Source organism: Pseudomonas sp. G1002 (assembly GCF_013385455.1).
GTDB lineage: Bacteria > Pseudomonadota > Gammaproteobacteria > Pseudomonadales > Pseudomonadaceae > Aquipseudomonas.
On sequence record NZ_JACAPY010000006.1, the window covers coordinates 67,345 to 90,012 of the forward strand.

21 protein-coding genes, 1 other RNA gene and 1 pseudogene are annotated in these 22,668 nt (G+C 57.4%); 9 read left to right on the forward strand and 14 right to left on the reverse strand.

Going from position 1 to position 22,668, the window contains the following annotated elements; all coding sequences use genetic code 11:
* Window positions 1–26 precede the first annotated feature (26 nt).
* On the reverse strand, window positions 27–431 hold the full coding sequence (gene fur, locus HX801_RS03040) for a ferric iron uptake transcriptional regulator (RefSeq protein ID WP_003212228.1): 405 nt from the start codon (window positions 429–431) through the stop codon (window positions 27–29).
* A gap of 98 nt (window positions 432–529) precedes the next feature.
* On the opposite strand from fur, the gene HX801_RS03045 reads away from it, so the two are divergent.
* Complete coding sequence (locus HX801_RS03045) at window positions 530–1,057, forward strand: outer membrane protein assembly factor BamE (protein WP_003212232.1); 528 nt, start codon at window positions 530–532, stop codon at window positions 1,055–1,057.
* A gap of 62 nt (window positions 1,058–1,119) precedes the next feature.
* Here the strand turns inward: HX801_RS03045 and HX801_RS03050 are convergent, their stop codons facing one another.
* A complete protein-coding gene (locus tag HX801_RS03050) occupies window positions 1,120–1,434 on the reverse strand; it encodes an RnfH family protein (protein ID WP_177009217.1) in 315 nt (104 codons plus the stop codon).
* Window positions 1,427–1,861 (reverse strand): type II toxin-antitoxin system RatA family toxin, encoded by a 435-nt coding sequence (locus HX801_RS03055; protein WP_003212236.1) that lies wholly within the window; start codon window positions 1,859–1,861, stop codon window positions 1,427–1,429. Before HX801_RS03055 ends, HX801_RS03050 begins: the two co-directional genes overlap by 8 nt.
* A 168-nt stretch (window positions 1,862–2,029) precedes the next feature.
* On the opposite strand from HX801_RS03055, the gene smpB reads away from it, so the two are divergent.
* The gene (smpB, locus tag HX801_RS03060) at window positions 2,030–2,512 is read left to right on the forward strand and encodes an SsrA-binding protein SmpB (protein WP_003212238.1); all 483 of its coding nucleotides are present in this window, start codon (window positions 2,030–2,032) and stop codon (window positions 2,510–2,512) included.
* Window positions 2,513–2,567: 55 nt separating this feature from the next.
* Here smpB and HX801_RS03065 read toward each other — a convergent pair whose 3' ends face one another.
* Window positions 2,568–3,335: an FCD domain-containing protein gene (locus HX801_RS03065; RefSeq protein WP_003212240.1), complete on the reverse strand. Its 768-nt coding sequence runs from the start codon at window positions 3,333–3,335 to the stop codon at window positions 2,568–2,570.
* A 261-nt stretch (window positions 3,336–3,596) separates the two neighbouring features.
* Here HX801_RS03065 and HX801_RS03070 point away from each other — a divergent pair, with 261 nt between their 5' ends.
* From HX801_RS03070 to HX801_RS03090, 5 genes are all read left to right on the forward strand, one after another.
* On the forward strand, window positions 3,597–5,291 hold the full coding sequence (locus HX801_RS03070) for a lactate permease LctP family transporter (RefSeq protein WP_134325713.1): 1,695 nt from the start codon (window positions 3,597–3,599) through the stop codon (window positions 5,289–5,291).
* 70 nt (window positions 5,292–5,361) lie between these two features.
* Window positions 5,362–8,172, forward strand: coding sequence for an FAD-binding and (Fe-S)-binding domain-containing protein (locus HX801_RS03075; protein WP_177021528.1), 2,811 nt, complete (start codon window positions 5,362–5,364; stop codon window positions 8,170–8,172).
* A gap of 186 nt (window positions 8,173–8,358) precedes the next feature.
* The gene (locus HX801_RS03080) at window positions 8,359–8,643 is read left to right on the forward strand and encodes a hypothetical protein (RefSeq protein ID WP_008436825.1); all 285 of its coding nucleotides are present in this window, start codon (window positions 8,359–8,361) and stop codon (window positions 8,641–8,643) included.
* A gap of 103 nt (window positions 8,644–8,746) precedes the next feature.
* Window positions 8,747–9,140, forward strand: a transfer-messenger RNA (tmRNA) gene (gene ssrA, locus HX801_RS03085).
* A gap of 122 nt (window positions 9,141–9,262) precedes the next feature.
* Window positions 9,263–10,120 carry a hypothetical protein gene (locus tag HX801_RS03090; RefSeq protein WP_177021529.1) on the forward strand — a complete coding sequence of 286 codons (858 nt, stop codon included), beginning with the start codon at window positions 9,263–9,265 and terminating at the stop codon, window positions 10,118–10,120.
* 108 nt (window positions 10,121–10,228) lie between these two features.
* Here the strand turns inward: HX801_RS03090 and HX801_RS03095 are convergent, their stop codons facing one another.
* On the reverse strand, window positions 10,229–11,212 hold the full coding sequence (locus HX801_RS03095) for a DUF4113 domain-containing protein (protein ID WP_256344194.1): 984 nt from the start codon (window positions 11,210–11,212) through the stop codon (window positions 10,229–10,231).
* Between the two features lie 180 nt (window positions 11,213–11,392).
* Between HX801_RS03095 and HX801_RS31915 the strand changes: the two are divergent.
* A pseudogene (locus HX801_RS31915) lies at window positions 11,393–11,653 on the forward strand (integrase); the annotation flags it as partial.
* Between the two features lie 72 nt (window positions 11,654–11,725).
* Here the strand turns inward: HX801_RS31915 and HX801_RS03100 are convergent.
* Window positions 11,726–13,513, reverse strand: coding sequence for a DUF4209 domain-containing protein (locus HX801_RS03100; protein WP_256344195.1), 1,788 nt, complete (start codon window positions 13,511–13,513; stop codon window positions 11,726–11,728).
* A 709-nt stretch (window positions 13,514–14,222) separates the two neighbouring features.
* Between HX801_RS03100 and HX801_RS03105 the strand changes: the two genes are divergently transcribed.
* Window positions 14,223–14,822 (forward strand): hypothetical protein, encoded by a 600-nt coding sequence (locus HX801_RS03105; RefSeq protein ID WP_177021530.1) that lies wholly within the window; start codon window positions 14,223–14,225, stop codon window positions 14,820–14,822.
* Between the two features lie 90 nt (window positions 14,823–14,912).
* Here the strand turns inward: HX801_RS03105 and HX801_RS03110 are convergent, their stop codons facing one another.
* The 8 genes from HX801_RS03110 to HX801_RS03145 all read right to left on the reverse strand — a co-directional run bounded on the left by HX801_RS03110 (window position 14,913) and on the right by HX801_RS03145 (window position 22,660).
* The gene (locus HX801_RS03110; protein WP_177021531.1) at window positions 14,913–15,665 is read right to left on the reverse strand and encodes a hypothetical protein; all 753 of its coding nucleotides are present in this window, start codon (window positions 15,663–15,665) and stop codon (window positions 14,913–14,915) included.
* A 76-nt stretch (window positions 15,666–15,741) separates the two neighbouring features.
* The gene (locus HX801_RS31920) at window positions 15,742–18,936 is read right to left on the reverse strand and encodes a hypothetical protein (RefSeq protein ID WP_256344196.1); all 3,195 of its coding nucleotides are present in this window, start codon (window positions 18,934–18,936) and stop codon (window positions 15,742–15,744) included.
* A gap of 10 nt (window positions 18,937–18,946) precedes the next feature.
* Complete coding sequence (locus HX801_RS03120) at window positions 18,947–20,494, reverse strand: hypothetical protein (RefSeq protein ID WP_177021532.1); 1,548 nt, start codon at window positions 20,492–20,494, stop codon at window positions 18,947–18,949.
* 81 nt (window positions 20,495–20,575) lie between these two features.
* Window positions 20,576–20,794, reverse strand: coding sequence for a hypothetical protein (locus HX801_RS03125; RefSeq protein WP_177021533.1), 219 nt, complete (start codon window positions 20,792–20,794; stop codon window positions 20,576–20,578).
* A gap of 44 nt (window positions 20,795–20,838) precedes the next feature.
* The gene (locus HX801_RS03130) at window positions 20,839–21,087 is read right to left on the reverse strand and encodes a bacteriocin (RefSeq protein ID WP_177021534.1); all 249 of its coding nucleotides are present in this window, start codon (window positions 21,085–21,087) and stop codon (window positions 20,839–20,841) included.
* A 3-nt stretch (window positions 21,088–21,090) separates the two neighbouring features.
* Window positions 21,091–21,507, reverse strand: coding sequence for a hypothetical protein (locus tag HX801_RS03135; protein ID WP_177021535.1), 417 nt, complete (start codon window positions 21,505–21,507; stop codon window positions 21,091–21,093).
* On the reverse strand, window positions 21,507–22,199 hold the full coding sequence (locus tag HX801_RS03140) for a hypothetical protein (RefSeq protein WP_177021536.1): 693 nt from the start codon (window positions 22,197–22,199) through the stop codon (window positions 21,507–21,509). Before HX801_RS03140 ends, HX801_RS03135 begins: the two co-directional genes overlap by 1 nt.
* Window positions 22,196–22,660 carry a hypothetical protein gene (locus tag HX801_RS03145; RefSeq protein ID WP_177021537.1) on the reverse strand — a complete coding sequence of 155 codons (465 nt, stop codon included), beginning with the start codon at window positions 22,658–22,660 and terminating at the stop codon, window positions 22,196–22,198. Before HX801_RS03145 ends, HX801_RS03140 begins: the two co-directional genes overlap by 4 nt.
* Between the last annotated feature and the right edge of the window lie 8 nt (window positions 22,661–22,668).

Here is a 22,668-nt window from a genome sequence, read left to right on the forward strand (position 1 = left end):
TCGCAGAGCGAATCTGCGTAGCTTTCTTACTTTTTCTTACGTATGTAGAGAACCAGATTGTGGTCCACCAAATCGAATCCATGCTGCTCAGCGATCATGTGCTGGAGCTTCTCGATTTCCGGACTGGTGAACTCGATAACCTCATTGGTATCCAGGTCAACCATGTGGTCGTGATGACCGCCGTCGGCCAGTTCGAACACTGCATGACCGCCGTCGAAATTATGACGAACCACCAGTCCTGCTGCTTCAAACTGGGTCAGAACACGGTAAACCGTGGCCAGGCCGACGTCCTCGTTAGACTCCATCAGCGCCTTGTATACATCCTCGGCACTCATGTGGCGCTGCTCAGCAGAATCGAGCATTTGTAGAATCTTGACTCGTGGCAGAGTCACTTTAAGACCGGCTTTGCGTAGTTCGCTATTTTCAACCATGGTTAGCTTTCTCGCGGATGCTGCTTCGCAGCTTCTCTTAATACGGGTATGATCGGCGTTTACGTTGTCCCAGCCAAGATAGTGGAAGTCGCCCACCGATGCAAAACACCAAGCTCTTGCTAACCAGTTTCACCTTTGTGGGACTGCTCGCACTCGCCGGTTGTTCATTCCCCGGGGTTTACAAAATCGACATCCAGCAGGGCAATGTCGTCACGCAGGACATGATAGACCAGTTACGCCCGGGAATGACCCGACGGCAAGTACGGTTTATCATGGGCAATCCCCTGCTGACCGACACATTCCATGCCGATCGCTGGGATTATCTCTATAGCATCCAACCTGGTGGCGGTGAACGCCAGCAGGAGCGGGTCAGTGTCATCTTCAATGGCAATGACCAGCTCGTCAGCCTGTCGGGGGACTTCAAACCGGGCGTAAGCCGCGATGAAGCCTTGCTGGGCAAGGACAACGGCACCACCGCTCCTGCGCCCGCGCAGAACGAGGAGAAGCCGAAGTCCGAAGTACCGGCCAAGCCTGGCTCGTTGTTGGACGAGATCCAGAAAGGCGTCGACGGCGTGCAAACCGTTCCGGTGCCAACTCCAGAACCTCTGGACGCCAGCCCGCAGTAATTTTGTAACGCTCGATAAAAAGCCCGGCATGCCGGGCTTTTTGTTGTCTGCCGTTTCTCAAGCTATGAATTCTGCTGTTTTGCCTTGGCAGCCTTCGCCGCACGCAAGCGACGTATCTCCATCGGATCTGCCAGCAATGGCCGATAGATCTCGATTCGGTCTCCAGCCTGCACCACACGCACGTCAGCGTCCGCTACCACCTTGCCGAAAATCCCCAAGGGGCAATCCTGCAGATTCAGCTCCGGAAATTGCGCAGCCATTCCCGAGCCCAAGACTGCAGCCCTGAGGGTTGAGCCCGGCGCTACTGCCAGGCTCATCAACACCTGGCGATCCACCGCGGCGTACACCACCTCGATTTCAACCAATGGCTCAGCCATGCATTTGCTTGGCGCGCTGGCAAAACGCGTCCACCAGAGTATTGGCCGCCTGATTGAACAGTGGCCCCAGCGTGGCACGCACGATAGGGCCGGCATAGTCGAACGACAGGTCCAGGCTGATCTTGCAGGCTTTCTCGTTCAACGCCTTGAACACCCACACACCGTGCAACTGAGTGAATGGACCTTCTTCGAGATTCATCTCGATGGACTGCCCGGGCACCAGCGTGTTGCGCGTGACAAAGTGCTGGCTCAAGCCGCCCTTTGCCACCCCCACGCTGGCAACCATGTGCTCATCACTGCTCTCCAACACCTCGGCAGTCGAACACCAAGGAAGGAACTCCGGGTAACGCGCCACGTCGTTGACCAGGTCATAGAGCGCCTGTGCCGGATAAGGCAGCAGGGCCGAACGTTGAATATGCGTCGTCATGTGAGCGTTATTTCCACAGCTGAGCGGCAAACATCGCGAAAGGACAACAGGATTCGCGAAAGAAAAAAATCAAAAACCAGCCTGCATTGTCCGGGATTCATTCAACACGCTCAAGCACGCAGGTTGACCGTAGCCGACGCGCTCGCAACTCCCTATAATGCCGCCCCTATGGCTAAACAAAAGAAACACCCAACAGGGACCATCGCGCAAAATAAAAAGGCGCGACACGATTACTTCATCGAACATCGTTTCGAGGCTGGTCTGGTCCTGGCCGGCTGGGAAGTAAAAAGTCTGCGTGCCAGCAAGCTGCAGCTGGTCGACAGTTATGTGCTGCTCAAAGACGGCGAGGCATGGCTGCTCGGCAGTCATATCACGCCGCTGATGACCGCCAGCACCCACGTGATCGCCGACCCGGTGCGCACGCGCAAGCTGTTGCTCAATGCCCGCGAGCTGGAAAAGCTCCACGCGGCCGTGCAGCAAAAGGGCTACGCCTGTGTCTGCCTGTCGTGGTACTGGAGCAAGCACCTGGTCAAATGCGAGATCGCACTGGGCAAGGGCAAGAAGGAATACGACAAGCGTGATACCGAGCGCGAGCGCGATTCCAACCGGGAATTGCAGCGTGCCGTGCGCAACAAGGGCAAGGAAGACTGACTTTCTTGTGACTTGATGTGGATGACGGAGCCCGCTCCCTCATCCACAGCATTTGCTACATCCCTTTGCGCCGTTCCGCCCGGGCCATGCGCTGAACCTCCTGCCGCACTTCCTCCAGCACTTCCTGCACATACAGCAGGTGACGTGTTGATACTTCCCGTGCCTGCTCGGCACGCCCCTCGATAATCGCCAGATACAGGTCCCGGTGCTGATTGATCAGCATGTCGCGGGTCTCCGTACGCTGCTGATACATGCCACCAATGTTGGTCACCACGTTGCGCTTGAGCAGGTCGAACAGGCCGCGAATGGTGTGCAGCAATACCGCGTTATGGCTGGCCTCGGCGATGGCCAGGTGAAACCTCGCATCCGCCGCGCCCTCTTCCGCCCGGCTCACTTCATCCGACCGCGTGTAGCAATCCTGCAACTCCTCGAACGCCGCGGTCAGCCGCTCGCGGTCCACCTCAGTGGCACGCAACGCTGCGTAATACGCGCACGAGGCCTCCAGGGTCTGACGAAACTCCAGAAGATCACGCTGAGCCTCCGGATTATTTTCCAGCAGATGCAGCAGCGGATCACTGAAGGTTGAACCCAGCGACTCCACCACATAATTGCCACCACCTTGGCGACTGATCAGCAAACCTTTTGCCACCAGCTTCTGGATCGCCTCACGCAACGACGGCCGCGACACCCCGAACTGCTCGGCCAGTGCGCGCTCGGCCGGCAAGCGCTCGCCCGACTTCAGCGTGCCCTCAAGGATCATGCCCTCAAGCTGCTCGACGATGTCGTCAGACAAACGGCGCTGACGCACCTGATCAAACCCCATAGCTCACTCTCCACCATCCCGACCACTCGCCGGGGCCCCTATTCTGGCCTATCGCCGCGTATCCGGCACCTATCAGAACGCCCTCGTTTAAGCCAATCAGCACCCACCAACCCCGACCTACGACCAAAGATTCACAAGCGGCAAATTGACACATCCCCCAGAAGGCTTTTAACCTAGCCAACGGTGATTGTAAATTGGTAATACCAATTACCCAAATCATCCAAGCAGTGCCTGACCAACAACAATTAGGGGCCACCCCATATGCAAACCTGGCAACAGCTCTACAGCCCGCTCGGCAGCCTCGGCCTGTCCGCACTGGCCGCCGTCATTCCCATCGTATTTTTCTTCCTGGCCCTGGCGGTGTTTCGCCTCAAAGGCCACGTTGCGGGCAGCATCACCCTGGCACTGTCGATCCTGGTGGCGATATTTGCCTTCCAGATGCCGGTCGACATGGCGCTCGCCGCCGCCGGTTATGGCTTCGCCTACGGCCTGTGGCCAATCGCCTGGATCATCGTCGCCGCCGTATTCCTGTACAAACTGACGGTCAAGAGCGGCCAGTTCGAAATCATCCGCAGCTCCGTGCTGTCGATTACCGACGACCAGCGCCTGCAAGTGCTGCTGATCGGCTTCTGCTTCGGCGCGTTCCTGGAAGGCGCCGCCGGTTTCGGCGCACCGGTGGCGATTACTGCCGCACTGCTGGTAGGCCTGGGTTTCAACCCGCTGTATGCCGCCGGCCTGTGCCTGATTGCCAACACCGCCCCCGTTGCGTTCGGCGCACTGGGGATTCCGATCATCGTGGCCGGGCAAGTGACCGGGATCGACGCGTTCAAGATCGGCGCCATGGCCGGTCGCCAATTGCCGCTGCTGTCGTTGTTCGTGCCGTTCTGGCTGGTGTTCATGATGGACGGCCTGCGCGGCGTCAAGGAAACCTGGCCTGCCGCGCTGGTTGCGGGCCTGAGCTTCGCCGTAACCCAGTTCTTCACCTCGAACTTCATCGGCCCGGAACTGCCGGACATCACCTCGGCCCTGGCCAGCCTGATTTCCCTGACCCTGTTCCTGAAAGTCTGGCAGCCCAAGCGCAGTGCCGGCGCGCAAATCGTTGGCGCAACGTCCGGCACTGCCGTCACTGCCAGCGCCGGTGGCTTTGGCCTGCCGCGCAACACCCTGGCTTCGCCTTACAGCCTGGGGGAAATTTTCAAGGCCTGGTCGCCGTTCCTGATCCTGACCGTGCTGGTCACCATCTGGACCCTCAAGCCCTTCAAGGCGATGTTCGCCGCCGGCGGCGCGATGTACAGCTCGGTATTCAACTTTGCGATCCCGCACCTGGATCAACTGGTGATCAAGGTCGCGCCCATCGTTGCCACCCCGACAGCCATCCCGGCGGTATTCAAGCTTGATCCGATTTCCGCCACCGGCACGGCGATTTTCTTCTCCGCCCTGGTATCGATGCTGGTGCTGAAGATTGATTTCAAAACTGGTCTGACCACCTTGAAAGAAACTTTTTATGAGCTGCGCTGGCCGATCCTTTCCATCGGCATGGTGCTGGCCTTTGCCTTCGTCACCAACTATTCGGGCATGTCATCAACCATGGCCCTGGTGCTGGCGGCTACCGGCGCGGCATTCCCGTTCTTCTCGCCATTCCTTGGCTGGCTCGGGGTATTCCTGACGGGTTCTGATACTTCATCCAACGCACTGTTCAGCTCGCTGCAAGCCACCACCGCGCACCAGATCGGCGTCAACGACACCTTGCTGGTAGCGGCAAACACCAGCGGCGGCGTGACCGGCAAGATGATCTCGCCGCAGTCGATTGCCGTGGCATGCGCCGCCACTGGCCTGGTGGGCAAGGAATCCGACCTGTTCCGCTTTACCCTCAAGCACAGCCTGTTTTTCGCGACGATCGTCGGGCTGATCACCTTGGCCCAGGCTTACTGGTTCACCGGTATGCTGGTGCACTAAGACCTGCACGCGATAGGGTAAGAACCGACGCCGGGCAGCGATTCCGGCGTCTGCTATTTCTGGAGGACCGATGAGCCTGCCTGCTGCTTTTCTGAGCGACGCCGCACAACTGATCCCGAAAGATCGTCGTTTCGACGATCCACTTTCCACCCTCGCCTTCGGCACCGACGCCAGTTTTTACCGACTGATCCCACAACTGGTAATCCGGGTTGAATCGGAAGATGAAGTGGTGGCCCTGCTGCAACTGGCCCAGCGCGACCGCGTGCCGGTGACCTTTCGTGCGGCGGGCACCAGCCTTTCGGGACAGGCCATCAGCGACTCGGTACTGATCGTGCTGGGGGACAATTGGAACGGGCGCGAGATTCGCGGCCAGGGCACACAAATTCGTCTGCAGCCCGGCGTGATCGGGGCGCAGGCCAACGCCTGGCTGGCACCGTTCGGGCGCAAGATCGGCCCGGACCCGGCGTCGATCAATGCCTGCAAGATTGGCGGCATCGTCGCCAACAATGCCAGCGGCATGTGCTGCGGCACGGCGCAGAATACCTATCACACCCTGGCGGGCATTCGCTTGGTACTGGCCGACGGCAGCCGCCTGGACACGGAAGATCCGGCCAGTGTTGCGGCCTTTCGCCAACGTCACGGCGACCTGCTTGACCGCCTGGCGGCACTCGGTCGAGAAACCCGGGCCAACGCCGAATTGGCTGCAAAAATCCGCCACAAATACCGCCTGAAAAACACCACCGGGTTGTCACTCAACGCCCTGGTGGATTTCGACGAGCCACTGGATATCCTCAGCCATTTGCTGGTCGGCTCCGAAGGCACCCTGGGCTTTATCAGCGCAGTGACCTACGACACGGTGATCGACCACCCGAACAAAGCCTCGGCCCTGATCGTGTTCCCCGATGTGGAAACCTGCTGCAACGCGGTGACCGTACTCAAAACCCAACCTGTTTCAGCGGTTGAACTACTGGACCGCCGTAGCATGCGTTCGGTGCAGGACAAACCCGGCATGCCGGCTTTCGTACAGCAGCTATCGGAAAATGCCTGCGCCCTGCTGATCGAATCCCGCGCCGCCTCGCCCTCGCTGCTCCATGAGCAACTGGCGCTGATCATGGCTTCCCTGGCCAGCTTCCCAGTGGAGAAACAAGTCGACTTCACCGAAGACCCGGTGGAAAACGCCCGGCTGTGGGCGATCCGCAAAGACACCTTCCCCGCCGTGGGCGCCGTGCGCAAAACCGGCACCACCGTGATTATCGAAGACGTGACCTTCCCGGTGGAACAACTGGCCATTGGCGTCAATCGCCTGATCGAGCTGTTCGACAAACATCACTACGACGAAGCGATCCTTTTCGGACACGCCTTGGAAGGCAATCTGCACTTTGTGTTCACCCAAGGCTTCAACAGCGCGCAAGAAGTCGCACGCTACCAGGCATTCATGGACGACGTCGCCCAGTTGGTGGCCGTGGAGTTTGGCGGCTCGCTGAAGGCCGAGCACGGTACCGGTCGCAACATGGCGCCCTTTGTCGAACTGGAATGGGGCAGCGATGCCTACCAGTTGATGTGGCAACTCAAGCGCCTGCTCGACCCCAACGGCATTCTCAACCCGGACGTGGTGCTCAGCGAAGACCCGAAAATCCACCTCAAGCACCTCAAGCCACTGCCCGCCGCCGACGAGCTTGTGGATAAGTGCATCGAGTGCGGTTTCTGCGAACCGGTGTGCCCGTCGAAAGGACTGACCCTGAGCCCACGCCAACGCATCGTAATCTGGCGCGATATCCAGGCCCGGAAACGCGCAGGCATCGATACCACCGAACTGGAGGCGGCCTATCAATACCAGGGCATCGACACTTGCGCGGCCACCGGGCTTTGCGCCCAACGCTGCCCGGTAGGCATCAATACCGGCGACCTGGTGAAAAAGCTGCGCAGCCGCGACGCCGACCGTACGAAAACCGCCGAATGGCTGTCGACGCACTTCGCCACGGCACTGCAAGGTGCGCGCTTCACCCTGCACGTGGCCAACGGCGCGCGCATGCTGCTGGGCGCGCCGCGACTGGCGAAGCTCTCGGCCACGGTGACCCGCCTGTCCAAGGGGCAAATCCCCCAGTGGACCAACGCCATGCCGCAACCGGAAAAGGCCATTCGCTTCAGCCCCGCCGTGAGCGATGAGCGACCCCGCGTGGTGTACCTCGCCGCCTGCGTATCACGCGCGATGGGCCCGGCAGCCGGCGACCACGAACAGATGTCGCTGTACGACAAAACCCGCGGCCTGCTGGAAAAAGCCGGTTACCAGGTAGTCTTCCCCGACAATCAGGACAACCTCTGCTGCGGCCAACCATTCGCATCCAAGGGCTACGCCGAACAAGCCGAACACAAACGCCAGGAACTGATCGGCGCCCTGCTCCACGCCAGCCGTGGCGGCCTCGACCCGATCTACTGCGACACCAGCCCGTGCACCCTGCGCCTGGTCCAGGACATGGCTGAAACCCGCCTCGACCTCTACGACCCGGTACGCTTTATCCGCACGCACCTGATGGACCGCCTCGACTTCACCCCCCAGGAAGCTCCGATCGCCGTGCACGTCACCTGCAGCACCCAACACCTGGGAGAGAGCCAGGCGCTGATCGACCTGGCCAGGCGTTGCAGCAAAAACGTGGTGATCCCTGAAGGCATTCACTGCTGTGGGTTTGCCGGCGACAAAGGCTTCACCACGCCGGAGCTGAATGCGCACTCACTGCGCAGCCTCAAAGACGCCGTGCAATATTGCAGCGAAGGCATCTCCACCAGCCGTACGTGTGAGATTGGCCTGACACAACACGGTGGAATTGATTACCACGGCCTGGTGTACCTGGTGGATCGAGTAACCCAGGCGCGCGCCCACTAGGGCCGCCCTCTTTGGGTGCAAAACCTAATGATTTCGGGGTTTTTCGACTAATCCAGCGACAAAACAGAACCCCTGCGCGCCGGTGTAGTCATCTGCATAGGCCTCGACAAACGAGGCTCATCAGTGACCTCGCTGGCTGCACGGAAAACCGGCAGCATCGAGCCCTATTTGCACAAGGAGATACCCATGAAGCGTTCCGCTCTTGCTGGTTTGTTCATTACCGCTGCGATGCTGGCGTCCCCCGCGTTTGCGGCCGGAACAAAAGACGATCTGTGCCAAATCAACCTGGACAAAATCAACAACGGGAAAGCGTTGCTCGCCACCGACACCAGCGGCAAATCTGGCGAAATCGACACCGCCGTTTCCCAAGCCAAAGCAGCCCATGCGGCAGGCGATGACAAGAAATGCATCGAGATCACCTCCAAGGCCCTGCAAAGCCTGCAAGACTCGGACAAAGGCGGCAATCAGTAACTCGCTGATTGCCCGAGGCCAACCTTCGGGTTGGCCTTCTGTGACCGATTGACGTACACTGCACAGGCTTGTCACTCACTAAGAAACAACGAGTTACAAGCACGGGGCCGTTTAGGATTCGACGCCGGTTGCGAAACTTTAGGTGCATGCCGAGTTGGTAACAGAACTCGTAAATCCACTGTTGCAACTTCTTATAGTTGCCAATGACGAAACCTACGGGGAATACGCTCTCGCTGCGTAAGCAGCCTTAGCCCTTCCCTCCTGGTACCTTCGGGTCCAGCAATCATCAGGGGATGTCTGTAAACCCAAAGTGATTGTCATATAGAACAGAATCGCCGTGCAGTACGTTGTGGACGAAGCGGCTAAAACTTACACAACTCGCCCAAAGCACCCTGCCCTTCGGGTCGCTGAGGGTTAACTTAATAGAAACGGCTACGCATGTAGTACCGACAGCGGAGTACTGGCGGACGGGGGTTCAAATCCCCCCGGCTCCACCAAACAAGCTATACAAATCAGGCACTTAGCGTTTCTCGCAAGTGCCTTTTTTGTACTTATAGGGCTGGTTTTGGCTCGGTTATGCCAGCTTAATGACAGCTTTCAGGCTTAGGGGATGAGGCTGATGTACAACCTACTCATGCGGTATGGACCATGGACGGAAGGCTTTAACAGCTTCTCATTAGATCGCGTCTTTGAATTCACGGAGCCACATCTTGAAGCTCAGTTCAAACCGAAAGCCGGTTTGGATCTGTCCGCTTTGCAGGAAATGCCGTGCCTATTCGCCGAGGAATCTAGAGGCATAGACGACCAATTCGCTCATGTAGGTAGAATCACGAGCGCTAAAATTGTTGGTCGAGAAATTCAGTTTGAAGTGATTTTTGAAAGAAATATCGCTCCGATACCGCATGGCGAGCTGATTAGGTTGGCGAGGAATTTTCAAATTTCCACATCCGGGAGGGGGCTGACAGAGTTCAACAGATCGCATTGGGCAATCAAAAGCGCTGATCTATTTCGTATTCTCCACATCGAAATACGCCAGCCAGCAAGGGCACCCTCCGTTTTCCGGTTGCCAGCTCATCCCCAAGTAAACCCAAAGCTTGTGTCCGCAATGATGCCTTTCGGCCCGTCATTCATGCCAGTCTGGAAGGTAATTCAACAGGCCTGCATTAGTGCCGGTCTAGCGTGCGATCGTGCGGATAATATCTGGCAGAACGCCGCAGTCATTGATGATGTCGTAAATCTTATAGATCGGTCTGCTGTGGTGGTGTTTGACTGCTCAGGCAAAAATCCTAACGTGTTTTACGAGCTCGGGCTGGCGCACGCTTGGGGCAAAGAGGTGATCATTATCACAAACAACAACGCAGATATCCCATTTGATCTGCGACACATCAGATACCTCGAGTATAGCAATGACTCCCACGGTCTCGAATTACTTAGATCAGCGTTGGCGATCCGCCTCAGCGAGCTGATACCAGCGTAAAGTGGACTAATGTCAAGGCAAAATCCGAAATCGGTCGCCTGACGCCCATCCATGGAACGATTGGGTTTGTCATTTGCAATCCTTTGCAATGGGTTTCGGTGGTGGTGCCTATTTGCAGCTGATCGTCCATAGCTGATCAAGCCGCGTTGTATAGCTCTGGCTCATCATCTCGCGGCGCATTCCCCAGTCCGGGTTCGACGGCACACTGGCGGCGCGAAGCGTGCCGCGCCCCCAGCGCTCGTTTATCTGGTCAAGAACCGTCATCACTCGGGTTGCCTCGGCCGGCTGCGATATCGCGAACAGATCGTCGGTGTATTCTCCTGGCTGGCAAAGGTTGAGCAGCATCACTTCGGCTTTGCTGTATTTGAAACCTGGGCTGAAGATCCTGTCGAGCGCTTCGACAGCGGCTTTCGTGAGCAGGCGCACGTCATCGGTGGGGTACGGCATATCGACCACCACGCCGTTGGCATACTTCGCCTCCTCCGGATTGAACATCCCAGTGCGGATGCAGACGCGGACCTTTTTGCAGAGCGAGTTTTGAGCGCGAAGCTTTTCGGATGCCCTCATCATGTAGGTGGCCACCGCCTCCTTGATCGGCGCCAGTTCAGTCAGGCGCTTGCCGAACATCCGACTACAGCAGATCTCTTGCTTCGGTGGGTCGGGCTCGTCCAGCTCGAGGCATGACGTGCCGGCCAGCTCCCGCGCAGTCTTCTCGATCACCACGCTGAATTTCTTGCGGAGCGTCCAGGGGTCGGCCTTGGCCAAATCCATCGCTGTCTTGATGCCCATCGTGTCCAGGTGAAGTTTCATCTTTCTGCCAACACCCCACACCTCCGAAACGTCGGTGTTGCGCAATACCCAGTCACGCTTTACCGGGTCGGTGATATTCACTACACCACCGGTCTGGGCCTGCAAGCGCTTCGCTGTATGGTTGGCCAGCTTGGCCAGGGTCTTCGTGTGGGCCATTCCGACGCCCACCGGGATTCCGGTGCACTGAAAGACCCGTGCGCGGATCTGGCGCCCGAGCACATCCAGGCCGGCAATACCGGTCAGGTCGGCGAAGGCCTCATAAATGTAAAGAAAAGATGTCAACCCATGGACATGAGTGGAAGCGGCGCTAACTCTAGTTTTTCGCTGAATAAACCGTGTCCATAGATATCCACCTATGGAGTGCTTTCAGAGTCTAATTTGTCCATACCGAAATCTGCGGTCGACTGCGAACAGCAACTCTTCTGGCCTGATGGAATCATTCATGACAGGCAGCTATGAGCCAGCCGCGCGGTGGCCGGTGGCAACTCGGTGCATGGCGTGAAGCGAGCTAGGATTCAAACTATCCAAGGCAAGACCCGGGCCCTAGATGGTCACTAGGCCTAGGCGATGCTTGATGCGCTGGATAATACGTCGGTGAGAGGGCTACGTGATGGGGCGATTCTAGCCGTGTTGCTAGGCCTGCGCCGCGAAGAAGCTGCTCAACAGCACGTCAATCACATGGTAGAACGCAGAGGCATCCGGCACCTAACGGTCCAGGGCAAGGACCGCATGGTGATGCCTGATCGAGATAGAAAGTCTTGCGAAACTCCCGCAGGCAGTACACGTACTGTCAAATTAATTCTCGTTAATGGATGTGGTAAAGTCGAAGCGTCCTGATCTGATTTCATCTCGAAAATTGTCGCCGTATTTCTGTTCCCAAAACTTGATGTAGGGCGTCAGAACCATTCGCAACACCAGCCACCACAGCATGACCGCTGCATCACCCTTGAAGACGTGGGCAGGCACGTATCCATGGGACAGGTGGTTGCGCATGTCCCCATACACTTTATCCAATAGAATAGCCCGTAAATTTCCGAGTAGCGGCGCCCCCAGATCAGCAATCAGCAACTCTTCATCGAGCAGGGCCTTTAGGCCGTCTCGCTCCTGAGAGTTGTCCGGGTATCGCTTTGAAGGCTCCTTCTCGAACTGCTTTAAGCGATAACGCAGGGAGTTCTCTAACTGGGGGATGAGATAATGGACTGCCGAAAGGTAATCGCCATTTAGTCCCGCCACCAGACCACGCGAAAAGAACTCCTGATGACCATCCGGTACTAGCGGGTTTCTCGCCAAGAAAGAGTCCAAGATCTCCTCATGAAAATAATATTTGCTCGCAATACCGTCCAAGGCGGGCAGGATTCTGGCATTGACCTCTAATGTATGATCGTTCCGTAGGCTCTGCATAGCCCAGTCATGGGCGGTATCTGCTTGCGCGTCCTCGCCTTCGGCAGCACTTGGCGTAACCGCGACTGTCATCCCCTCATGGTCGATATGAATCCCACCGAAATCAGCCAACAATGGATCCAAGCTCGATCCGACAGTATCTTTTAAGGTTTCAAGATCAGAAGGTTTTGATATGGCAAAAGCGAGTCGGAAGATCGAGTCATACACGTCTGTCCCTTCAGTAACCTTTTCTGCATGCTCGGCATATTCACGCAGACTTCCGAATGAATGAGAGAAAAGCCCCATCTCATGTTGGATATCACGTTGTGCCTCTCTCAATTCCTTGTAGAGTTCGTCTCGCTTAGACCGCGTACCCGGTATGCGCTCTAGGGCTTCGATGGCCTGCATGTAGCAGGACGCGGCGATAGAACCTTTATGCACCCGCGCTTCCGCTTCGTGGCACTCGGCAATTAGCTGGAGGATTTGATGGGAGCGTGGTTTGTCCCCATGACAGCTTTTGAGTGATGTCTCGAGAACTGAAACTGCAATCCGATACTGTTTACTATCAAAGAAATGTCGATGTGTTTCGAGCGCCTTGGCATAGAGGAAATCATCATCTTTTATACGGTATTCCCAGCAAAGCCTCAGCAGATTGACGTCAGAGCGCAACAGTTCGTCCGAAGCTAAAAGCTCATTCATGTAATCATATACAGCGCTACGGTCTGTCAATTGTCGTAGCGAAGCAACGAGCATTAGCGCGCGCTCAACCCTGGCAAATGCGGGAAAGTTTCGTCCGGCCTCAAACAGTCGCTTGGCAGACTGTATGTATGCGCTGACAGCAATCTTTGGCTGTTCCTTGTCACGCACTTCCAGCCATACCAAATCGCTGAGTCGAGCCCGCAACTCATGGTTTTTGATAAGAGGAGTGGCATTAGCGAGCGCTTGCATTGCCTTGCTATTGAAGTCGCCGATACGCGCGCTTGTCTCTCGCTCGGTACGCCATAGGGGCCTGAAGGGGACCCTCTTGTCACTAGGGTGCAGCATCATCGTTGCCGCGCACTGTAAGACGAACGCGGCAGGCTCACCTGCGAAATCAGCCAGCTTGACAGCCAGATCATGGCATTCGAGGATGTTCTCTGCCTCGAATCCTGTGAAGAACCGCTCGAACTCCTCCGAAGTTACTTCCTGTTGCTTCAAATCCATATTTCCTCCTAGGCAAGAACGATATCTCGGCCATTTGCTCAAAACTAACCGAACTGAAGTTGCTTGATGCGCTGGTAGTCTCGTAAAAATATCTCATGTAGCCTTGGGCCTTTCCTTCCTGGAGAAGGGCCAGTCGTGTACACCCACGACTGCCACCTCAAAGCTTCCTCGACCCGCGCGGATCCAATGAAATTATATTTGACGCAGGCATGCGGACTGAAATGAATATGTTCAACGGTAGCCAAGGGATATCTCTGTAAGAGCAAGCGTCAATGTCCATGGGCGCCCTATCTAGCTTTGGGCGTCCATAGTATGCAACTTATTCTTATCAATGCTGTAGATCTCGACGGCGGGCACCAGGCGCTCGATCACCGTCATGACCCGCTCAAAAGCCCGCTGGCACCTGGAACGAGCACAGGGGCAATTTGACGCCACCGGCACCTATCGGGCCCAAAATATTGAAGCCCATGCCGCGCGCCCTTTACAAAAGCTGTATGAATGTACAGTTAACATCGGGCCGGGCGCGCGATCAATTTCGTGTAAGAGATATCTGACAAGCGGGGCAGGTTGCCCCGGGTCGTCTGCATATGCGACGCCAGCGCCAGGGGTTCATCGACGCCTGGGCCCGCGAGTAACGTAGAAAATCCAAAGGGAGCTCCCATTCAGCTGTGTTAGTTTGGAGGGATACACCGTTTAAAGAGTTGGCCCAATGAGCACCCCAGATCCCAGAAGCATCGCGATGGCAGACGCATTTACGGCGATAGTCCAATCCTTAAAGGGTGAGTCAGATAGAGGAACGATAGTTTTGGCTGCTGCTTGGCTAGATGACTCACTGACAAAGATATTACGTGTTTATTTCAATACCTCTCCGTCCGAGAAGAACAGCATTTTTTCACCAGGCCAAGCCATTGGTGATTTTGGAACAAAGATAAAGATTGCGGCAAAGTTGAATCTAATAAACAGTCACATCGAAGATTCTCTTTCAATATGTAGAAAATTGCGCAACGAATTTGCTCACCTTGCGAGCGAGTTATCATTCCAAACGCCTAGCGTAAAGAGCAAGATTGAGAATCTTTTCCAGCTGAATCACAGCATCATCGATGCCATGGGTGAGACATTCGATGAACTGATGAATGCTGCTGACGAAGCAGGCAAAGCCTCTATCAAGACCATGCGTGATCAACTCGGCGCGAAAGAGCTATTTCGCTTTTTGTGTGGCTCCCTAAGTAGTGGCTTGGCCGGATTGGAATTCGGACTTAAGGCTAGCGCCCCTGATTACGACTTAGAGTTATTGGCTGATATTGAATAATTAACAGTTTTGGTGGTTTGATCACGCCCATTCGTACCTCGGGCGTTAACACTGATCAGAATCAAACTTCACCGATTGGTGGTTCGCCCGCTAGCCAGCAGCTTCGGGTTGCTCAGTTTCCAGCAGTTCCCCTTCAACTTGCTCAGGTTCGACCGGCTGCTCGCCCGCCGCATCAAGCTGCTCGGCCTCGGCTATTTCCTGTGCCTGACGTTGCATCTCTGCCTGGTGTTGAATTTGGCGCCAGCGCGAGATCTGCCGGTCAACCGCCTGGTCGTAATCAGCCGCAGACATCTTGTGCTGTGGGAAGTCCTGTACGGCATCCCATGCGGCCTGGTCGAGCCGTAGCACGTCGCGGTGCATGGTGTAGCGGAGCTGGTCGTGCAGAATGGACTGAACAACGCCAGGAAACACATCAGGAGCAGCATCCTTCGGCAGGCCGATCAGCTTCATTGAGGCGTCAAATGCAGCTGCCTTTGCGGTGAGTGGCGTCTGGACGTCCTGCAGCGTTCGGCAATTTTGGACCGACTGATCCACCATCGCGCGCAGCGATATGCAGTCAATCTGGGCGCCCTTGAGTCGTTCACTGCTGTCGCTCAGCAACTTGACCAGGGTCTCGTAAACATGGATCACCGCCTTGCTGGGCGCTTTTGCCGCAGTAGAGCGACACGCGGGACACTCGCCGTCCTGGCGCTGCCCGGCGGGGCCGAACCAGCCACAACCGCATGAACAGAGCACCTGGCCGTCCAACGGCAGCGGGTTCAGCGCGCGGATTGGCTCTCGCTCACCTGGTTTCAGGCGGTCTGAATCAGTGAAAAGTGTCGGATCTGGAGATTTTCCAGGCATCTGGAGTACCTACTGGGTGGGGCCTCACGGCCGGATTAAGTGGGGTGCGGCCCCTTTGCCAGCGGGCCGCTTTCGATCAACTGGCGAGCTGGTCCCGGTCCTGGGCCAGCTTGGCCAGCTCCTGCTTCTTGCGTTCGGCGCTCATTCCTCCGAGGCGTACCGCTGCCATTTTGGCATTGATGGACTTCACAGTTGGCTTCGAAGCCGCGGCTGCCAGCGGCTTGGCGGTGTCGCCAGCCTTGAGCCAGGCCTTGAACTCCGGCATTTTCATCTCGGTGACGTCGCCCACGCTCCAGTCCTTGTCGAAGTTTGACTTGTAGGCTTTGATCGCCGCCGTCTGGCTGGTGTAACCCAGCATGACCTTGTGCTCATCAAACTTGCCTGAGCCTTGGTCTTTCTGGTCCACGACGAACACACGCTGACTGAAAGGCTCAGGACCGACGTACACGTCAACCTGGTCGCCATCAGCACCGGTGGTGCGCTTGATGTAGCCGTAATGGTCGGACATGGAATGCGACCACTCCTTGCCGTTCGCATCGACGCCTTTCCGCTCAGAACCGCGTGGGTTTTCGATGGCGATGTTCAGCCCCTGCAGCTTGATATGCCCCTTGCGATAGTTGCCCGCTTCCTTCTGGGCAGTACTCGGTTCAGGCAGATCGTTATCCGGAGAGGTAGCGGCACTTCGAGCAGCGAGGTCCAGCGCTTTGGCAGGGGGCAAGGCGGCTTGATCGTCACCAGCCTCCGGCAGAACGTCACCGGGCTTGGCGCCATCCTTGTCGCCATATTGCTCCGCCTGGTCCTCGTGCAGCTTTTCAGCGTACGCATTAGCGCTCTCGGGGTTCTTGAACATACCGAGGTGCTTGCCGGTGCGCTGATAAGTCTGGATCGCCTCGTCGTCCGACATGATCCTGCCGTCATCGCTTACTGTGGGAATGAGCACTTCCTTGCCATCGATGCCGATCGACATTGATCGAACGGTGCTGATCGAGCCGTCTGCGTTCCTGACCGTGGGCCTGGCGTTCAAATCAATGTTGCCCGCAGTGATTTGCCCTGGCACAGGTGCTGGGGAGGTGCGATCAGCCCCTTGAATACCAGCAGCGACTGACGCGCGCGACGCCTCGGGCGGGGTTGGTTGTTGTTCCGACTCATCGCCTCCCAGGGCTGAAATAACAGCACCCGGTGCAGCTATTTGCGACGGTGCCTCGATCGCGGGCATCGGCTGAACGTCTTGAGCCTTCGCAGCAACTTCGGGCTTGAGCAGGCGCTCAGCTACAGCGTCATCCGAACGAGCGTGCAATCGATCACGGGTGCCTTTGTAGCCAGCCGCGATAGTCTTGCCGGTCAACGCCAAGAACCGCCCGCCCATAAGATCAGCAAGCGCTCCGCCCGCCCTTTCCACCGCTCCGCTTTCATCATCAACTTCGGCCATTCGCCGAGCGGTAGCGCTATTACCGGTTGCTCGCTGGCGGAGAGCAGTCGACGCCACTTCCTGATCGAGCAAGGTGTTCCAGCGGTCCCGCGCAGCCTTATTCGGCAACATTGCGCCGATTTTCTCGCGCATGTTCCGTGAGTTGAGATCTCGAACAACATCCGAATAGGTGCTGGTCTTGCTGCCCATTTTGCCGATCACAGACGAAACCGCGCCGGTCGCGAAGCCTTCTCGGTCGGCAGGCGACATTCTACGGAACGTGTCTGCGAACTCCTCGGGACTCATTTTTTGATTGAAGATCAGATCGCGCCCTTTCTCCGTTGCCCCCATATAGCTGGAGTCGTCAGACCAGACTTTCCGCGCTTTGGAATAGGTGGGGCTGTGCTCATCCATGATGCCGAGCAGCTTGTTTTTGATGTTGATGATGTCGCCTGCCCGGCCCTTCTCCCCCGACCTCATGAACGCGCCAATCTGGTCATCGAGGTTTTTCTTCATGATGTCCAGGTCGCCGGTGCTGGGCACATCCTTGACGGTGAACGTTCCATCGTCGGCCAATTCTACAAACTTCCCGTAGAACGGGCGGCCTTGGTTTCCAGCGCGCGTCTTAGCATCACGGAATGCCGTCTGCATAGCCGGGCGGGCCATTAACTCCTCAAGCTCCTTGGTCCAGGGCACCGGTTCTTTGTAAGCCTGCTCGTATAAGGGCGCGGCCGCTTTGGCGCGCTCTTTCATCGTATCTTCAAGGGCACGGTAGGCACTCCGGCGCTGTTCTGGTGTGCCGCCGGCGGCCATATCGTCGGCGACCTTCGACATCGCATCGCCCTCACGCGAGCCCGGTGCAGGCGGCTGCCAAATAGTCATCTCCTTGGAATCGGACATAGCCACCGGTTTGTCACGGCCACGACCTGCGCCGGTCAGCCTGTAGAGTTGCTCAGCTACGCGATCAGGTTGAACTGCCTGGCGTTCATTCAGCGCAGGAATGATCTTGGTGCGCCCAGCACCTGGCGTATTCGTTACACGCTCCAGAAGGCCTGCTACGTTCTCGCCCCCAGCGTCGACGGGCAGAGCGGCCGGGTTTTCTTCACGCATGGCCTGAACCCGACGCTGCCACTCCTCAAGGCTAATGCCGTCTCGCTCAAGCGCGCGCTGAAGTTGACGGTTTGCCGAGTTCTCTGATGAAGTCAGCGCACGCTTGACGGCGCCGGCGGCTACTGCTGCCACAGGTAAAGCACCGCCTACAACACCCCCGAGTGCCGCCCCTTCCACTGCGCTAGGAATGCGGTCAGCGAGATCCCCCTGGCCTGATCCCAGGCCATACAACCCGCCGTAAGCCGAACCGGTGGCTGCCGACCGACCAATAACTTGCGCGGTCGTGGGAGCTGCCGCTGCCGAAGCGCGAGCCGCCAGGCCTGGCAAAGCAGTGGTACCGCCGCTGGCAAGCATTGGAACAACACCACCGACTAATCCGCCGCCGATATTTGCAACCGGATGCTGGTCGCGTGAGGCCGCATCAAGGTTGCGCTCGCCCGCGACGTTCTGGTCATATCGCTCCCGCCAGGTCTTGCCTGGGTTGCCGGTACCGATCAATGGCTCCAGCGTTGCCGCAAGGCCGCCGGAAATTTCGTCAGCAAAACCGAAGGTCAGGCCGTCATTCAGGCCTCGCAAGCCCGCCCGAAAAGCGCCGACCTCTGGTGCTGCTGGCTTCTTTGGTGCGTCCGCGGCGGGCGCGCTCATCTTGGCCATCTGGGAGAACACTTCTTGAGCCTGCTCCGGGGTGGCTCCATCGGGCATCTCGAAACGAGCAATACGGCCGTCCGGCATCTCAAACTTTGCGATTGGCATGACTTGCTCCTTATTCGAAGCCGAGGAATTTGGCGCCGTGCGGCAGCTCAGTGGTTGGCGTTTTCGAGGATGTTGCTGGCTGACGAGGCTGTGCTCCAGTCGAAGGCATGCTGAGACCACGCTTCTGATCGACCTGCGGAATGACCGTGCCAATGTCCAAAGGCTCCGCGCGGGCGTTGTGCCGGCGCTGCTGGATCATGTTGGTCTTGAGCTCCATTGCCTTTTCGTTCAGGGCACGGATTTCAGTCAGGCGCTGCTGCACCAGCGCCGGATCGTTGATGTTGGTGATGAGCTCATTCCAGGCCCGCTGTGCGTCACCGTCCGTCTGCACACCAGCATTGAGTCGCAGACTGGCGTTACGTAATTGCTCGAGTGTCGAGTTGAGCGAGCCGTAGTTCCTCGACTCCTCGGTACTCATGCCCATCGCGTTGCGCGCCGCTGCGAGTTTGTTATTGACCGGGCCGAGGTTTAGCTTCCCGGATGTGATCTGCTCACCGATTTTCGACAACTGATCGTTCATGGTTGACGCGGCAGCGATCGCCTCCAGATCCTTGTCCTCGGCTTTTTGAACCGGCGCCGCAAGCGGCTTGCTCAGTTGATCTTTCGGGGCCAGCCCCATTTGCTGACCATACCGCAGCGCGGCCTGCCTGTTTTCAGGGGTGTTGAAAACTCCGCTCAGCAGTTTGTAGCCGGACACACGGTCAACCAACTTCTCAATGGGCACCTCGAGCACTTCGTCGTCAGCATCGTTCGCTGTGCCACGATTCTTGGTCATGGGCGCGGTGTATTTCTTCCCGTCATCACCGGTGACTTCCAGCTCAAACACCACCGTGCCCTCGGTCTGGCCGGGCATCACCTGAACAATGCGCTTTTTGCCGCCGCCCCCCTTCTGAATGTCAGGACCGAACACCCGATTTACAGCATCCAAGGCTTCCGGGGCATTGGAGTTGAGCTCTCCGGTGAATACTTTGCCGGCGGTGGCCACATCGCCTTGCATCGCGGGAGAAAGTACGTGCCGGGGGTCCATCCATGGGTTGCGCTTGAAGACTTCGAGATCGTTGTCATCCAGGTCACCGCCGGCGGCGATTTTGGCATAAGCCGATTTCGCTGTGAGCGCATCCTGCTGTTGCATCTCCGCTTTGTCCTGCCGGCCGATCTGGCGGGTCAGCTGCTGTTGCTGAAGGTCAAAGCGCTGATCCTCGCGCTGCATCCTCGCCGCCGCCTGCCGTTGACCGGCCACCTGAAGGCCGTAGGTTGCCTGGAATTGGCGATCCTGGCGCGCAGCGTTATCGGAATCGCGCTGGTGGAGGTATTGACGCTGGGCCTGAGTGTCAGTGTAGTTTCGCTGATCAGTTTCCCGGCGATACGCCAAGTCGTCTTTGCGCAGGCCCATCTCCTGCTGCTGGATCTCGCGACCGTATTGCCGGTCCTCTGCCTGTTGAGCGAGTTGAGCCTGCTGGAGTGCTCGCTGGTCCTTCTGCGCGAGGAGATTGCTTACCAGGCCAAAGCCTTGGGTGAAGCCATCCATTCCGCCACGGGTATCGAATCCGCCTGCCATTGTTGTCTCCCGACAATAGTATTTCCCGGACATCACTCGGCAGGATGACTGCTGTAGTCCAATGAAAAAGGTTGTTTGTGTTCACCGCTCCAGTTCATGCAAGCGGTTTAAAGCGATTGAATCGATGCTTCCGCGCACATCCTCAACCCGCTCCGTAACCTGATCTAATCGCTCTACATTCAAGTCTGAGGCAACCCTGATCAGCTTAGGTATATCTTTCCTCAGCAGCTGTACCGCCTGACGGAGCAGCAAGTAAATGAGCAGAAGCAAGATGGCGATAAACCAAAGCGCAAGTTCCATTAGCGATTCTCAAAGAAATAAAAATTTGAGTGTAGCGCAGCTATCTACATAAACGACCCAGCGATGTAGCCAATCCCCGCTCCGATTGCCGTACCAACAGGGCCAAAAGCTGAGCCCACCATGGCGCCTGTTGTAGCCATGCCTACCTTGCTGGATTGAGTATTGGCCTTGGCCTGCTGATTCATCTGGTCCTCGGCAATCTTGGCTTGCTGTTGCTGTTGAGACACCTGCGAGAGGCCTTGCATGGCTTCTCCCTGCATTTCCTGCTTAAGACCAATCAGTCCATATCCCATAATTTAACTCCCCGGCTTCAATCCGCTGAGGCCCATCCCGCCGGCCATGATTTGCTCTTGCAGGTCGCGCGCCGAAACGCGGGCGTTGTTGCTCGCATCCACAGTTGCAGATGCTCGGCCAAGTTGCATCTTCCGGTCCTGGGCGGCCTGCTGTGCGGGTGACAGCATCAAGCCCATTCCCTGCTGCTGCATTTGCAAACCCTGGGCCGCGCTATCAAAGCTTTTATTTACCGAATCGGTGGCGGTTGCAGCCTGCTCGCCTGCGAAAGATTCGCTGGTGGCGATGTTGGCCAGCTTGTCGACGTAGGGCTGAAAACGAGATTTCCAATCGTCCCATTGGGAGCGACTCAGTTGGCCCAGCACCGTGGAAGCACCTTGTTTTCCAGCGAACGCTGCATTCGGATCGACGTAGTAAGGCATTAGGCATACCCCCCAAAATTGGCGGCGCCGTTGGCGCTGTCGTAAATATTCCCGCTCAGCCCTTTAGGATTGAGGACGGTTGAGTTGGCCACATTTGTTTTGGCTGGGGCCATGTTGTTAAGTCCGTAGGCTGCTCCGCCAGCAACAGCTCCCATAGCGGCACCTGCAAGTTGCAGGTTTGCAGACTTGCGATTGAAATTCGTAAACGCTGCGGACTGGGCGTCTTGAGCAGCTTGGTTGGCGACGGTGTTGAGGCCCGCCTGTGCTTGGGACGATTGCCCTTGGCCGATGGCTGCCACACTGCTGAGCCCGGCGATTTTCTGCCCTTTCTGTTCGAACTGTGCACGGGCCATGGTATCGCCGCCCGCCGCCCCCACACTTGCGGCCAGATCGGCCTGGGCACCGACGGAGCGGCCGCTGTTTGGATTCAGGCCGTACTGCTGGGCCATGCCTTGGTCGACCTGCTTCAGGCCCGACGCCAGTGCTTGTTGAGTTCCCGCGTTCGCCTTGCCGCGGACGTAGGCCATGCTGCCGGCCGAATCCATGTCATCCACGCGCTTCATGTACGCGTTTTCAACCGGCGCCAACCTTTCCTGGGCGTAGTTCCATTTTTCCGCAGCCACTTGAGCGGCATACTTCTGTTCGGGCGTGTCCTGTATCGAATTATCGGTTTTTCCACCACCGCCACTCATTGTGCACCTCCCTTGATCAATTCCTGGTTGTAGGCGGAAAAGGTCTCGTCGTGGAAAAACCGACGTATGCCGGCGGAAACTTCGGCCATCCAGGCGCTCCCGCCGATGAGGTAGGCGCATTGCACCACTAGGCCGGTGAGCTGATCCCGCAAGACAAAGGCCAGACTACGACCGTGGTGGTCCCCTTCTCTCTCCAGGGTGACGCTGTCGCGCCAGTCTTGGAGTGCCCCGGCCATCAGCGGGCGAACGAAGTGTTCGAAGTGGCGGTAGAACGGATTGATGGGCAACTCGATCAGCGCGAGCCAGAACGCCTGGTAGACGTCGTTGGGGGTCAGCGGCTTATCACCGTCCACGATGTCATCCAGTGTCTGCGAGATAGAGAACAGCGTCTCGCAAAATGAGATTGCATCGGGGTTGCCCTTGAATACCCGGGCGAGCAATTGCTCTTGTGTTTCGATCATTGATAAGC